The 14,565-nt window shown below is 48.8% G+C and carries 10 protein-coding genes; 7 read left to right on the top strand and 3 right to left on the bottom strand.

Going from position 1 to position 14,565, the window contains the following annotated elements; all coding sequences use genetic code 11:
* Positions 1-57: 57 nt before the first annotated feature.
* Together HLG76_RS06035 and HLG76_RS06030 are read right to left on the bottom strand one after the other, a co-directional pair.
* Complete coding sequence (locus HLG76_RS06035; RefSeq protein WP_077576738.1) at positions 58-1,887, bottom strand: M4 family metallopeptidase; 1,830 nt, start codon at positions 1,885-1,887, stop codon at positions 58-60.
* Between the two features lie 365 nt (positions 1,888-2,252).
* Positions 2,253-4,256 carry a hypothetical protein gene (locus HLG76_RS06030; protein WP_077679553.1) on the bottom strand — a complete coding sequence of 668 codons (2,004 nt, stop codon included), beginning with the start codon at positions 4,254-4,256 and terminating at the stop codon, positions 2,253-2,255.
* A 195-nt stretch (positions 4,257-4,451) separates the two neighbouring features.
* Here HLG76_RS06030 and HLG76_RS06025 point away from each other — a divergent pair, with 195 nt between their 5' ends.
* From HLG76_RS06025 to HLG76_RS06015, 3 genes are all read left to right on the top strand, one after another.
* On the top strand, positions 4,452-5,501 hold the full coding sequence (locus HLG76_RS06025; RefSeq protein ID WP_217706499.1) for a putative zinc-binding metallopeptidase: 1,050 nt from the start codon (positions 4,452-4,454) through the stop codon (positions 5,499-5,501).
* A gap of 138 nt (positions 5,502-5,639) precedes the next feature.
* Positions 5,640-6,947 carry an acetyl-CoA carboxylase biotin carboxylase subunit family protein gene (locus HLG76_RS06020; protein ID WP_077460709.1) on the top strand — a complete coding sequence of 436 codons (1,308 nt, stop codon included), beginning with the start codon at positions 5,640-5,642 and terminating at the stop codon, positions 6,945-6,947.
* Positions 6,948-7,130: 183 nt separating this feature from the next.
* Positions 7,131-7,652: a GNAT family N-acetyltransferase gene (locus tag HLG76_RS06015; RefSeq protein ID WP_175993275.1), complete on the top strand. Its 522-nt coding sequence runs from the start codon at positions 7,131-7,133 to the stop codon at positions 7,650-7,652.
* A gap of 122 nt (positions 7,653-7,774) precedes the next feature.
* Here HLG76_RS06015 and HLG76_RS06010 read toward each other — a convergent pair whose 3' ends face one another.
* Positions 7,775-9,406, bottom strand: a complete 1,632-nt coding sequence (locus HLG76_RS06010) for an alpha-glucosidase (RefSeq protein WP_077576736.1) — start codon at positions 9,404-9,406, stop codon at positions 7,775-7,777.
* Between the two features lie 218 nt (positions 9,407-9,624).
* On the opposite strand from HLG76_RS06010, the gene HLG76_RS06005 reads away from it, so the two are divergent.
* From HLG76_RS06005 to gnd, 4 genes are all read left to right on the top strand, one after another.
* Positions 9,625-10,551, top strand: a complete 927-nt coding sequence (locus HLG76_RS06005) for a LysR family transcriptional regulator (protein ID WP_077460711.1) — start codon at positions 9,625-9,627, stop codon at positions 10,549-10,551.
* A 236-nt stretch (positions 10,552-10,787) separates the two neighbouring features.
* Positions 10,788-12,290, top strand: coding sequence for a glucose-6-phosphate dehydrogenase (zwf, locus tag HLG76_RS06000; RefSeq protein WP_077460712.1), 1,503 nt, complete (start codon positions 10,788-10,790; stop codon positions 12,288-12,290).
* Entirely contained in the window at positions 12,287-13,012 is a 726-nt protein-coding gene (gene pgl, locus HLG76_RS05995) for a 6-phosphogluconolactonase (protein WP_175993274.1), read from the top strand. The genes zwf and pgl overlap by 4 nt, the downstream gene beginning before the upstream one ends.
* 11 nt (positions 13,013-13,023) lie before the next feature.
* Positions 13,024-14,472, top strand: coding sequence for a decarboxylating NADP(+)-dependent phosphogluconate dehydrogenase (gene gnd, locus HLG76_RS05990; protein WP_077460714.1), 1,449 nt, complete (start codon positions 13,024-13,026; stop codon positions 14,470-14,472).
* Positions 14,473-14,565: the final 93 nt, after the last annotated feature.

Here is a 14,565-nt window from a genome sequence, read left to right as displayed (position 1 = left end):
AATACCCTATGTCGACTAGACAAAAATGCCGCTGTGATTACAGCGGCATGATAGCGGTTAATCGCGGACTAAACTGACGTTTGAATAGTTTTGATAGCCACGTAGCATGACGTGGTATGTCACGTTTTGCTGCGCATTTAGTGTGCAGTTTTCATTATTGCCGTTGTTGTAGGGGCGGCAATCCCAATTGCTGGTGGTCGGTTTGCTTCCTTCCTTGACATAAAGGTCTGCATCACCAGATCCACCACTCATGCTGACGTTGACACTGCGGCTACTATCCACGGTAAATGTAAAAAAAGTCTCGCTTCCACTGCCACCGGCTAAGCCTGTAATAGGCTGGTTTGGTAGAAGTACATTGTTAGTGTTATCGTCACAACTTGCGCTAACACCTACCGCGTTAAAGGCGTCAATGACATCTTGCTCGTTATAAGCCAGGTCTTTGGCGGCTTTTGCTACGCCACATGCACCCTGATCAAATGTACTATTTGCGGTCCAATATAGTTGGTTAGCCGTAGTAAATATTTCGAAGCCTTTACGAACATCCCAATTCGTTTTGTTGGCTAGTAGATAAAAGGCACGGTTGTATACACCGCTTGAGTGGTGAACATTCATGCCATCACGATATTGGCCGGCGTCATCAATCGAGTTGCCATCGCGAGAAGGCTGCTCAAAGTAACGGAGCCCACCGGAGCCTTTAAAGATATCGGCACCAACCAGCCAATCGACATCACCATGCATATAAAATTCAGCGGCTTCGCCAGCGATATCAGAGAAAGCTTCATTTATCCCGCCTGACATGTCAGCGTAAATTAGCCCCGAGTTTTGCTCCGTAAAGCCGTGACTAACCTCGTGAGCACTGACGTTGATATCGACCAAGGGGTAAAAAGTGTTTTGGCCATCGCCAAACGTCATTGAACGACCATTCCAGAATGCATTTTCGTAATTGTTGCCATAGTGCACTCGCATGGTGAGTTGGAAGCTAAGTGGCGCGGTATTCATCCAGTCCTTGTACATGTCAAAGACAACATTTCCAAAGTAGTGCGCGTCATTGAGCGGCGAATAGGCACCATTAACATATTTTTTATCGTTGTAATTACCGGTGTCCGTGCAAGGGTAGGAAAAGGCAGTGCTACCGGAGGTACCATTGTCTAAATCGACCGTTTTGACTTTGTCGTTTTCAAGTGTACAAGTACTGCCGACTTTATCGATAGGCAGGCCATCATAGTCGGTGCCATAAGTATACTGACCAGTCTTTTCATTGCCGCCCGGCCCGGTGCCGACTGCCGAGGCATGGTTGATGCCGTCCCATTGTTTTAAGATCTCGCCTGTATTAGCGTCAATTATATAAAATGGTCGGGTTGGATCATTACCAGCTACAAAGAAATCAACGAGGTAGACGAGTTGTGCATTTTGTTGATCATCGAGCCTCACCACCAAGCGGGTGTTTTCGTTTTCGAAAGGTGCGGAAGTAAGTGTCTTCTGGCTTTGCGTAAAATCGGCTTTGGCCGCTTCTAACGCAGACTGGCTGTTGAGCGCGGGTGACACATTAACAATGTCATTCGCTACGCCTTGGGCCATGGTGCCGTAAACGTCGCTCCGTTGGCCCTGCTTTTCTGTCGCAACAACAGCCGTGTCAATAACCGGCACACCTTGAAAGGTTTGTTGGTAGCGGACTTTGATTTTGCCATTTGGCAAGGTGACACGCTTGACCTCTTTAAATCCTAAAGGATTCGTTTGCGATCCTGACGGTGCATAAACGCCAGTCGGTTGATTCAAAACTTGGTTGAGTATTGTTTCGTCAGTAACGTTAATGAGATCGGCACTCACAGCGGGAGTGCTAATGGCCATGCCAGAAGCGATAAGCCATGCTAATTTAGATAATTTCATGTTATTGCCCTAATTGTTGTTGAAAGATTCCTTTCTTCCCAACCGCACAATAGGAAGGCGAACGTTTTAGTCCACTTCTCTAACGTGACCTATCAACAGCTCTCTTTACAAGCTTGTTACAATTAGTTGTGTAAACAAACACTGACATGGTCGGACCGTTTTAAATGCAATAGCGTGTTCAACCTTGCTGTGAACCGTTTATCTAAAAGAGGTTATGGTTATTGATTCATCAATGACCAGAATTATTTACAGAATAAATGACTATTTAGTTATGAGAGACTGGCCGCAAATTTAATGTATAGCATGGTCGACGAGATAAGCGAGGGTCACTTGAGCGTGACCCTCGTCGATGTCATGCCTGTTATCTATGGCGTACGACGCTGACTAGACGATTGTGATTTAGTCAGGGGCTGGTGATCATTTGGCCAAAACAGAGAGGTTGGGCGTTGTTTTATTTGGTTGATAACGGCGGATCGGACCGATGCGATGTCTAGCTCGCAGTTACGCGAGCGCAGCGCGACGAATAATGCGAGGCCAAAGCTGACCCACAGATTGATAAAGCCAATCATCAATACAAAAAATAGGCTGGATAAAACAGTCAACCACGACTGGTAATCGCTAATATGCGCATAGGCCGCATGGGAAGAAGAGAAGGCAACATGGCGAATATCAAGCGGAACGTCAATAAGATAGCCTAAGTAACTGGTCATGCCTAAAAGCACACCAAAAATAAAGTTACCCCCCAATGCACCATAGTTTTGATGAATATACAGCGCTATCCGCTCTCGTCGTTGAAGCGAGATTGCGCGGAATAACGGATGGCCGATTAACCGATCTTTCAACTCAATGTAGTCCGCCCGATTATCGAGTATGCCGGTAATAATACCTGACAAAAATAGCCAGACCCCAGCGATAGCGGCGTAAAGCCAGGCTAAACCATGGATCGGATGAATCGCAGCGGTTTGATAGGCCACTTGTTCGCTGTTTAGTACCGGGTTGCCATATAAATGGCTAAAAAGCAGACTAACCAACACACTTACGATAATTGCCGCGGTGATATTGCCCCAGACTGCAAACCACTGAGAACGATTCACATTGATCAGTAACCGTGCCAGCTTTTTACTACGCGTGCGCCCTTGTTTGTTCTTTTCCACATGTGCAGCAAAGTTTGCCGCGGTCATCGCCGGCTGCTTGGTGGCAATGGTAAAGTGTAAAATGTGCACCAGCATAAAGCCGACGCCGTAGTTTAAACTGACCAGTAATGCATTGTTAAGTGGTGATAATTGCAGGGTCTCGATATACATTTTTACCCATGCTAACAGGGCAATAATCACCCCTGCGCCGCAGGCGCCGCGCAGAATTTTAAAGTAATCGTTTTTGGTTTTGGCGATATAATGCTCGCCGTGGTTGCTCTTATTTTGTGTCACGCTTTGTGCGAATGTGCGGGTACTTTTGCGATAAATCGCGCGTACACTGTTGCGTTCAGTCACTGAAATAAGCAATTGCCGCCAGAGGTTTAATACGCAGCGTGCTTTTTGGTGTGGATGCCGAAAGTCTAGGATTTGGATCAGTAGCACCATTCGGTTTAACGTTTGATCCAAGCGCTCAAGCATACGTGAGGCGTGCGCAGAGAAGCCCATTTGGTTAATACCACGGGCTCGGATCCGCTTAACCTGCTGCTGACATTGCTCAATTATCACCCAAAAATGTGCCCTGTCTTTGGGATCCAACGTGTCGTTTTTAATCGCGTTCACAAGTTGGTGGGTTTCACGCTGCAATGCAATGAATGGCGAATCAACCTCGCTGAGACGTCGATCAATGCGTAATAGCTCTGGATCCAATTCCTCCGCGGCAATCCAGATAGATAGCATTTCTAACGAATAACATAGCTCGCTTTTAATGTACGCACCTGTTGAGCGGATTGTTTCGGGAGCGGCACTTTTTACTAAGAGGCGGTATAGCTTAAACCAGCACTTATGAGAGATGGCTTTGACCCACGCTTTATCTTCCCCTCCTACAAAGTAACTTAATAGGTCGTTAATATCGTTACAGCGCTTAGGCGGCGGATTGACTTTGTTATAAAGACGACGAAAAATATCGGTAACAAGACCGTTTTTAGAGAAAATCCCCAACTGCACAAACGCCGGTGACAGCTTTATTTTTTTGGCTTCATTGCACACGCTGTTGGCAAAGAGCGCGGCTTGAGAGGGGGAGTTGGCTAACGCTAAGACAAGCTGCTCAAGACGCAATTCTGCCAGCTTTGGCTCTCCTTCACGAAGGTAGGTAAAGAATACATCAAGGCGCTCCGTGTCATTGGCACAGAGAGAGAAACCGTCTATCACTTTAAAGGCCGGTGTAATCGCAGGCATAAATCAATTTTCTTATCAGTAGATAGTCAACGCTCGCGTAGTCTACAAGAGCGAGAAAGCAGGGGGAAGCGAAAGCGCGCTTAGATCACATTTAGGCTACTCCCCAAGGTGTTCCACGCATGGCGCTGGATTGCTAAGCAAATCGAAAGCCGTTTGTTGTGACCCAGTCGCAGTTTTAGGGAAATATCGCTGGTTGTGAGCACAGCCAAAGCCTACGGTGGGTGGCTCGGAAAGTACTTTTCCGCGGCATCGTTTGCCTTTTCTGGAGTTTTGCCGAATATGATGAGTTTCACGAATCCGGTAGGTTCCGGCACGTTATGGTTTCACAACTTGGCCACTGCAGAGGGAACACCGGTAGCTTATGACCCTCAGGCGCGTGCTTTTCTGCCTATGCCACCATTTTGTGCCAACCGTGTCATTATAGGATGTAATTGGATAGCGCCTGAAGAAGGTGCTTTTTGCCGGGCTTGCGCAATGACAGCACTCGCACCAGATCCTGACATACCTAACGCCATTGATTACTGGGCAGAAACGGAAGCGGCTAAACGCTGGGTCATCGATAACTTAGGGCGGTGGCATTGGTTCCGACCAGAAGATCCTGGTACACGGCCTACCTTTCATATGCTCGCTGATGGTAATACGTTGGCGGCAATGGGGCATGGGGATGGCGTGGTAACAATGAGCGTTTCTGAGGCCGATCCTGTGGTGCGTATCTCCCGCAGGGAAGCCTTGGATGAACCGTATCGAACGCTGATAGGCCATATGCGCCATGAAATTGCGCATATGCTTTGGTGGCGCTTAAGCCTTCGAGAAGATTTTCTTAATGCATTTCGTGAGATGTTCGGGGACGAACGTAGCGATTACACCACGTCGCTAGAAAATCATTATCATCAAGGGCCACCGGTAGGGTGGGAGCAGGCGTACATCACTTCTTATGCATCGGCTCACCCCCATGAAGATTGGGCGGAAACGGCAGCAAGCCTATTACATCTTACTGATATCACTGATAGCTTTGTGGCCTCGGGGCTTGTGTCGCCGGAGATGCCTAGCCACGGCTGGGATCCCTATGCCGAGCCTGACACGGAGCTGCTGGTTCATGTGGCCTCTGCCATTGTGATGCGAGTAAATCATATTAATCGATCCATGGGCTTGTCTGACGTTTATCCCTATGTATTGTCTGAGACTGCCCATCGAAAGCTTGCGTTTGTACATGACTGGCTTCGTCGTGGCGCGCAGGGGCGATGAGTTTTATATAGGTCAAAGGCCTTAACGAACATCTACTTGGAATGGTGTCTTTAAAAGACGATGGATGGGAATAGGATGCATCGCATCAACGTTGGTCCGTTTCCGATGCCTAAGTATCAAATAAAAGGAGTTATAAATATGGCGATTACGCCTAAATCAGACATGTCACCAGAAGTTTTGTCCTGGCGAGATCCCTCTATGGACTCTGTCCAAGGAACTGAAACCCCCAAAGATCCAAACAAAGGTTACATTGCGCTATTAGGGTGGAGTGTCAACGCAATTAAAGCGGCCCAGAAATTTGATCGTCGCTATATCGTGGTTGCACCTGAGTGGGCGCGAGATTTTTGTACTGCGAACAATATCCCGTTTATGTCATGGGATTTCCTTCGACTTGATGACACTTCTATCGAGCTTGCTAGAAAACTCAAGGCTGAGGGCGTCGATGTCGCTGTGCCACTGTTTGAAGAAACCGTTGAATGGTCCGGCGCCATCAACTCTGTACTGCTTGATAATCCTCGGATGTACGGGCAATCGATTTTATTCCGTGATAAAGCGCTAATGAAACGTCGAGCTCAGCTTGGCGGTATTCGTGTCGGCATTTTTGAAGAGGCGCATGAAAAAGAAGATATCGTGCGATTTATGAAGCGAGTTAATCAAACATTACTCAAACTTGACGGCGATCCAGACGATCCGATTCATGTCAAAGCGTTTGATAAAGCAGGCTGTTTAGGACATCGCATGCTGCGAACCGTTGACGAAATCGATGCTATCCCGGCTGAAGAATACCCGCTGCTTATGGAAAGTCATCTCGATGGATGGGAGTTTGCCGTTGAAGCCTGGATTCATGATGGCAAGATCATGTTCTTAAATATCTCTGAATACGTCACACTCGGCTACTCGGTGTTTGTGCCTGCGACAAAAGAGCTCGAGAGTTGGCGAGACGCGATTACTAAGCAAATTGAGTTATTGATTAAAACCTTTGATATCCAGTTCGGTCAGATCCACCCAGAATACTTTGTGACCAGTGACGGCACTATGTACTTTGGTGAGGTCGCCTACCGCCCACCGGGATTTAAAGCGTTTGAGTTGATTGAGCGAGCTTATGGCTTTAATGCTTATCAGGCTTCATTTTTGGTGTTTGATCCTAAGAGCACAAAAGAAGAAGTTGATGCTTTCTTCCCGCGTGAAGTTGTTGATGCAAAAGGCTATGCTGGCTGCTTTGGCGTATATCCCAAACGGCGTGTCGTCAGTCAGTTAGAAATGCCAAAAGAGTGTATAGAACATCCCTATTTTGATTTCCATGAGCTTCAAGCGCCTGCTGAAGAGACGGTTCCAGAGCGAGATGCGTTTGGTACCCACTGGGGGCTGGTGTTCTTCTTCGGGGATGATCCGATCAAAATGCGGGATTTATTAAAAGCGCAAGAAGACTTGGATTTTTACGTCTAGTACGTCTTGATAAAACCTTGCTTATCCTCCGCAGCCTGGGTTAGAGGCGTCTCTAACCCAGGCTTTTTTGTGTGAGCTAAAACACATTTTCCCGTCACCTATGAGCCAAGATGATTGGAACCATATTAATATGTCGACTTCGTTAATAATTGAATAAATGGATTTATTATCAATAGCTTAAACATGGAAATTCTCCCAGAAATCGAAGTGTCTAACGCGCAGCATGAGGCTATTCAAGCCCTTAGAAACAAGGCATTTCCTGACCATCAAGTTGCCCGTTCTTACTACAAGCAGCTTCTCCACATGCGGGCATTGCAGTACCAAGGTAATCAACTGATTGGCTATATGGGGTTGGATTATAGGGCAGTGAATGTCGGTGGCGACGTATACAAAGTATTAGGGGTGAGTGATTTTTGCATCGACAGCGCTTGGCAAAGAAAAGGGATTGGCTCGGGTATGCTGGCGCAACTGACTGACTATGCCAAAGACAAAGATGTTGATTTCATTATTCTCATCTCTGAGCTGCACGATTTTTATGTGGCTAATGGCTTTCAGCTTGTCGAGTCACATGCCTCTTGGCTACGCATTCATGAACACACTAACTATGGTGTTGCGGTCGAGTATGTCGATGAATTATATGTAAAACCGATGACAGACAAATCATGGCCAGCAGGGCATATGGATTGGCTTGGGTATATGTATTAATGCCTTCTGTAGACGTCGTTTATGGCGTGTAAGAGGGGTGAGTCGGCTTTGGCTTCGCGCCTGCAGCTATCTGCAGGCGCGACCCGATTATATTGATGGTATCGGCAGACGAAACGCCCTTGCTATTGCATCACTGCAAACGACTCATAAGGGGCCAGTTTGTAGGTGGTGCTTAACTGTTTGACCGGATCCATGTTGTAGCTAAGGCAGGTTAAGGCCTTATAGCGCCAGTGTTCGGGGAGGGTGATGGTTTGTTTTTGCTCACTAAAGTTGCTGACCACGAGAATACGGTGGGTATCGTCGAAGCGCTCGTAGGCGATCACATCAGGGTGGGCTTCTTCCACAGGCGCAAACTGGCCATGTGCAATCACTGGGTATTGCTTGCGCAGCTTAATCAGCTCACGGTAGTGATAGAGCACCGAGCCGCTATTTTCAGTTGCCCGTGCCACATTGATGGTGGTGTAGTTAGGATTAACCGGTAACCATGGTGTTCCTTGGGTAAAGCCTGCTTGCGGTGCGTTCTCCCATTGCATTGGAGTACGGGCGTTATCGCGACTGTTTTGGTAGACCGCCTCCATCATGGTGTCTGGATCAACGCCTTCTGCAACACGCAAGTCGTAAAAATTGCGGGTTTCGATGTCTTGATAATCGTCGATAGACGGGAAGGCGACATTGGTCATCGCAATCTCTTCCCCTTGGTAGATATAGGGCGTGCCTTTCATTAAGTGCAAGGTTGTGGCGAGCATTTTTGCTGAGCGTGTCCGGTACTCTCCGTCGTGACCAAATTTAGATACGGCGCGGGGCAAGTCGTGGTTGTTCCAAAACAGTGAGTTCCAACCGCTATCGGCCAGCTCTTGTTGCCATTTGAACAGTACCTGTTTAAGGGCGGCGACATCCAGCGGCACGGGCTGCCATTTATCGCCGTCTTTCCAGGTCGCGGTAATGTGTTCAAATTGGAACACCATGGAGAGTTCATTGCGTTCCGGTGCGCTATAAAGTTTGGCGATCTCCGGCGTTGCGCCCCATGTTTCGCCGACGGTGAGCAAGCCTTTGCCGCCAAATGTTGCTTGGTTCATCGCCTGCAGCAGAGGGTGAAGGCGCGGGCCGTTGCCAGTGATGCCTTTGTCGATCTCTTTACCAATTAAATCTATTACATCAAGGCGGAATCCCCCAATGCCTTTGTCAATCCACCAGTTCATCATCTTATACACGGCGTCATGGACGGCGGGGTTTTCCCAGTTCAGATCGGGCTGACGTTTGGAGAACAAGTGAAAGTAGTACTGCTCGGTGTTTGGCTCCCATTGCCATGCGCTACCACCAAAGATTGAGCCTTGATCATCCGGCGCACTGCCATCGGGTTTGGCATCACGCCAAATGTAAAAGTCGCGATAGGGACTGTTTTTGTCTTGAAGCGCAGCTTGGAACCAAGGGTGTTCGTCGGAGGTGTGATTGACTACCAAATCCATCACGATTTTGATGCCGAGCGAGCCGGCTTTATCAATCAAGCGCGTCATGTCTTCCATGGTGCCAAATTCAGGCGCGATCGCGCAGTAATCGGAAATGTCGTAGCCATTGTCATCCATCGGCGATTGGTACACCGGTGATAGCCATAACACATTGACGCCGAGCCAATGTAAGTAATCGAGTTTCTCGATAATTCCGTTCAGATCGCCAATGCCATCATCATTGGTGTCGTAAAAACTACGTGGGTAGATTTGATAAACAACGGCATCATGCCACCAAGCGTACTGCATACCCATTACCTCTTTGTTTTTTATCAGTTTGAACACGCGTTCGATAATGGATATGAATGTACCTGCCCAAGACGGGGATTAAAAATAGATAACTCTCTCTTTGTTATAGCTATATGGCTATACCAAAGAGTGAATATAAACCTATTTAACGGCTATGATTGATGCGAGTAAGTGTTTTAAACTATAACGGTTAAAGCAAAAATGTGAACGGTGATGCAATGGACGTAGAAAAAGCGGCAAGTTATTTTTTGGCTGTGGCTGAGAGTGGCAGCATTAAAGCCGCAGCGTTAAAGCTAGGGATCAGTCAGCCTACATTGACCGCGCAAATCCAAAAGTTAGAACAGCGTCTATTAAGCCAATTATTAATAAGGCATCCGCGTGGCGTCAGTATGACGGCTGCTGGCGAGCTTTATTATCAGCACGCAACGGCCCAACACGCTGCGCGCCAACGATTACAAGCACAGTTGCATGTGCTACAAGCCAGAGAAGCCGGACAGGTTAAGCTAGGGACGGGAGAAGCCTGGTGGCCTTTGTTTGTCGAATCGGCGGTGGTGGCGTATCAAGCCGAGCATCAGTGTTCGGTGCATATTGAGTTTGGTAATCGGTTGGCATTAATGTCATCGCTTTTAAATGGCGATATTGATGTTTTTATTGGCCATGAAATCAGTGAACTAATTGCCACCAGTCAGGTGCGTTTTACCCCTTTGTTCCAAGATACAGAAGCTTGGTTTGCACATCAGGATCATCCCTTGTTTGACCAATTGAAGCGCCACCATCAGCCGGTGTTGTCAGCGCATCTTTTTGACTGGCCATTATTGCGAGTGACACCCGATCATCCTCGCCATGCCCATTTACTTTCTCGTCCTTTACCACCGTTGCTAAACCTTCACCCGCATGCCTTTGATCTCGACTCACTCTCAGCCAGCATCTCGTTGTTGCAACGTACGCATGCTCTCATGCCTTACACCGATAAAGCCGCGTCATTTCTCGGCGCTAAGGGAATTAACATGCTTTGGGTTAATGCAGAAAAACGGGGCAACGTGGGTGTTTATACCGCGTACGGGGCGACAAGCGATAAAGTCTCGCAGTTCGTTACGTGTCTGCTGGAAAGCGGGACTGACTGGATGGCGAGCGATGTCGATTGAGCACCTCTTACCAGTGTGGGGCAGCTTATTGACGAATAAAGTGCTAGACTAGAGTGCTTTTGTCGCACATTGAATTGGTCGTGCTGGCTGCAAATGTAGGGATGAGTTAGCCGGCTCCATATTTCAGTGGCGACATCAATGGCATCAATAGGTAGGGCCAATTACCAATTTGGCCACTGCGCTGCTAATTTGTGGCGCAAATCACATGCAGTACCTTTATTATCAAAGGAAAGATGATGGTAATTCCAGAAAACAGCAGTATTGTTATTTTTGGTGCATCTGGCGATCTCACCTTCCGCAAGCTGATCCCAGCCCTGTATCATTTGTATGCGAACAAACAGCTGCCTGCGTCTTTCGCAATTCTTGGCGCAAGCCGCACCTTCTATAGTGACGAGTCGTTCCGTGACAAGCTCCGTCGCTCGATGCAAGAGCTTGAAGAAACCGATCCTGCCACGCTCGACGCCTTTATGGCGCACGTGCATTATCAATCGTTCAATATCTCTGACACCCACGAATATGGCGCGCTAACAGGGCGTTTAGACGAATTGTCCGAACAATATGGTTTCACCCAGCGTAATACGCTGTTTTATCTTGCTACGCCGCCGAAGCTGTACAACTTTATTCCTGCCTGTCTAGCCGCACATGGCCTGAATGATGAAAGTAACGGTTGGAAACGCTTGGTGGTCGAAAAGCCGTTTGGTTACGACTTAGCCTCCGCTCGTCAGTTAGACAAAGACATTCACGCCTACTTTGCAGAGCATCAGATTTACCGTATTGACCATTACTTAGGCAAAGAAACGGTACAGAATCTGTTGGTTTTCCGTTTCTCCAATGCGATGTTCGAGCCGCTTTGGAATCGCAACTTCATTGACTATGTTGAAATTACCGGTGCGGAGCATCTTGGCGTAGAAGGTCGCGGTGGTTATTACGACCAGTCGGGCGCGGTTCGGGATATGTTCCAAAACCACCTATTGCAAGTGTTGTCGCTCGTGGCGATGGAGCCGCCTGCACAGATCAATGCTGATGCAATGCGTGATGAGGTGTTTAAAGCGCTGCAATCGCTTGAGCCGCTCTCTGAAGACGACTTGCACAATAACTTGGTGCTGGGCCAGTACACTGAATCGCAAGTTGGCGGCAAAGCATTACCCAGCTATCGTGATGAGCCAGGTGTGGCGGAAGACTCGCGCACAGAAACCTACGTTGGTCTTAAGATGTTTATCAACAACTGGCGTTGGAATGGGGTGCCATTTTACGTGCGCACCGGTAAACGCTTACCGACGCGCGTGACCGAAGTGGTGATCCACTTTAAACAGACCCCGCATCCCGTATTCGGCAAAAATGCGCCCGAAAACCGCTTGGTGATCCGTATTCAGCCCGACGAAGGCATTCAAATGAGTTTCGGCCTGAAAGAGCCGGGTGCTGGCTTTAACGCCAAAGCGGTAAACATGGATTTTCATTATACGTCGCTGGAAGAAACCCAGATGCTGACGGCTTACGAGCGTTTATTGCTTGATGCCTTAAAAGGCGATGCAACCTTGTTTGCCCGCAGTGACGCGGTGGAAGCCTGCTGGCAGTTTGTTGAGCCAATTCTCCAATACAAGGATAATGGCAAAGCGCTATATGGTTATGCCTGTGGCACTTGGGGGCCGAAAGAAGCCGACCACTTGCTGGCGCGAGACGACCATGCGTGGCGTTTCCCCTGCAAAAACCTCACAGACACGGAATACTGCGAACTATGATCAATGCCCGTATTTTTGATGACGCCGACGCGGTGGTCAATCACTTAGCTGACGCGATGCAAGCGTTCAGCGAGCAAGATCGTGCCGTACACATCTCGCTATCTGGTGGCAGCACGCCCAAAATGCTGTTTAAGCGTTTAGCCAGTGATGACTACGCCACGGCGATTCAGTGGCAAAACTTGCATTTTTGGTGGGGCGATGAGCGCTGTGTGGCACCGGATGATGCCGAGAGCAACTTTGGCGAAGCCGACAAACTACTGTTTAGCCAGATTCGCATTCCAGAAGAGAACATTCATCGCATTCGTGGTGAAGACGATCCGGACGTGGAAGCCGCGCGCTTTAGTGCGGAAATGCAAGCGCTGATCCCAAGCGAAAACGGCACGCCTGTGTTTGATTGGGTCTTGCTGGGCGTCGGTGGCGATGGCCATACCGCCTCGCTATTCCCGCACGATCCTCAATATGACAATACCGCACTGGCGCTGGTGGCCTCGCATCCTGAATCGGGTCAAAAGCGTGTATCAAAAACCGCCCGTGTGCTGCGCGCGGCGAAGAAAATCAGTTATCTGGTGTTGGGTGAAGGCAAGCAAGCGATTGTACATGAGATCGCCACACACGAGCCCACGCAACTGCCATATCCTGCCGCCAATATCCGCAGTGCCAAAGGCACGACGGAATGGGTACTCGATGCCGCGGCAGCAAAAAAATTACCAGGACAGAATTAATGGAGAGCACGATGAAAGGTGATATTGGCGTAATTGGTTTGGCGGTCATGGGCCAAAACCTGATCCTCAACATGAACGACAACGGCTTTAAAGTCGTGGCACATAACCGAACCGCGGCCAAAGTCGATGAGTTTCTTGAAGGCCCAGCCAAGGGCACTAACATCGTTGGCGCTTATTCGCTGGAAGAGCTGGTTGAGAAGCTAGAAACGCCACGTAAAGTGATGCTGATGGTTCGTGCCGGTGATGTGGTCGATACCTTTATCGACAAACTGACGCCATTGCTTGAGAAAGGCGACATCATTATTGATGGCGGTAACACCAACTATCCAGATACCAACCGTCGTGTGGCAGCGCTGCGAGAAAAAGGCATTCACTTTATCGGTGCTGGTGTGTCTGGCGGTGAAGAAGGCGCGCGTTTTGGGCCGTCTATTATGCCAGGCGGCTCAGAAGAGGCGTGGCCAGCGGTGAAGCCTATTTTCCAAGGTATTGCAGCGAAAACCGATACCGGCGAGCCATGTTGTGACTGGGTCGGCCGTGATGGCGCCGGCCACTTTGTGAAAATGGTGCACAACGGTATCGAGTATGGCGATATGCAGCTGATCACCGAGGCGTATCAGTTCATGAAAGACGGCCTTGGCATGAGCCATGATGAGATGCAGCAAGTCTTTACCGACTGGAACAAAACCGAGTTGGATAGCTATCTGGTCGAGATCACCTCGGACATCTTGGGTTATAAAGACGAAGACGGTGAGCCTTTGGTTGAGAAAATCCTCGACACCGCGGGTCAAAAAGGCACCGGTAAATGGACTGGGATTAACGCGCTGGATCTTGGCATTCCGCTGACCCTGATCTCTGAATCGGTATTTTCGCGTTGCTTGTCAGCATTGAAAGATCAGCGTGTCGCGGCAGAGAAGCTATTTGAAAAACATATCCAGCCGGTTGATGGTGACAAAGCCGAGTGGGTTGATGCGCTGCGTCAAGCGCTGCTGGCGTCAAAAATTATCTCTTACGCGCAAGGCTTTATGCTGATGCGTGAAGCGTCAAACGAGAACGGCTGGGATCTCAACTACGGCAACGTCGCGCTGATGTGGCGTGGCGGCTGTATTATCCGTTCGGCCTTCTTGGGTAACATCCGTGATGCCTTTGCTAAGGATCCTGACTTGGCCTTCTTGGGCTCAGATGCGTACTTTAAAGGGATCTTAGATAACTGCTTAGCCGCATGGCGTAAAGTGGCGGCGAAATCGATGGAAACCGGTATCCCAATGCCATGTACCACATCGGCGCTGACCTTCTTGGATGGCTACACCACAGCACGTTTGCCAGCCAACCTGCTGCAAGCGCAGCGTGACTACTTCGGTGCGCATACCTATGAGCGTCTTGATCAGCCACGTGGTGAGTTCTTCCACACCAACTGGACAGGCACTGGCGGTAACACCGCCTCGACGACGTACGACGTGTAACGTGACAGGCTAAGTCACTGCTCGTAGCAATAAATAGAAAAGGGATGCATTGGCATCCCTTTTTGTTGGCATAAGCAAAAAACTCACTTAGCA

The organism is Salinivibrio sp. EAGSL, assembly GCF_013366455.1.
In the GTDB taxonomy this organism is placed as follows: Bacteria; Pseudomonadota; Gammaproteobacteria; order Enterobacterales; family Vibrionaceae; genus Salinivibrio; species Salinivibrio costicola.
This window is presented reverse-complemented; position numbering and strand designations above follow the sequence as displayed.

What these genes read in the sequence shown, in the direction of transcription:
- HLG76_RS06010 (WP_077576736.1), bottom strand. Translation starts at nt 9,406, where the DNA reads ATGCAGTACGCTTGGTGGCATGATGCCGTTGTTTATCAAATCTACCCA.
- HLG76_RS06030 (WP_077679553.1), bottom strand. Translation starts at nt 4,256, where the DNA reads ATGCCTGCGATTACACCGGCCTTTAAAGTGATAGACGGTTTCTCTCTC.
- HLG76_RS06020 (WP_077460709.1), top strand. Translation starts at nt 5,640, where the DNA reads ATGGCGATTACGCCTAAATCAGACATGTCACCAGAAGTTTTGTCCTGG.
- HLG76_RS06035 (WP_077576738.1), bottom strand. Translation starts at nt 1,887, where the DNA reads ATGAAATTATCTAAATTAGCATGGCTTATCGCTTCTGGCATGGCCATT.
- gnd (WP_077460714.1), top strand. Translation starts at nt 13,024, where the DNA reads ATGAAAGGTGATATTGGCGTAATTGGTTTGGCGGTCATGGGCCAAAAC.
- zwf (WP_077460712.1), top strand. Translation starts at nt 10,788, where the DNA reads ATGGTAATTCCAGAAAACAGCAGTATTGTTATTTTTGGTGCATCTGGC.
- HLG76_RS06005 (WP_077460711.1), top strand. Translation starts at nt 9,625, where the DNA reads ATGGACGTAGAAAAAGCGGCAAGTTATTTTTTGGCTGTGGCTGAGAGT.
- pgl (WP_175993274.1), top strand. Translation starts at nt 12,287, where the DNA reads ATGATCAATGCCCGTATTTTTGATGACGCCGACGCGGTGGTCAATCAC.
- HLG76_RS06015 (WP_175993275.1), top strand. Translation starts at nt 7,131, where the DNA reads ATGGAAATTCTCCCAGAAATCGAAGTGTCTAACGCGCAGCATGAGGCT.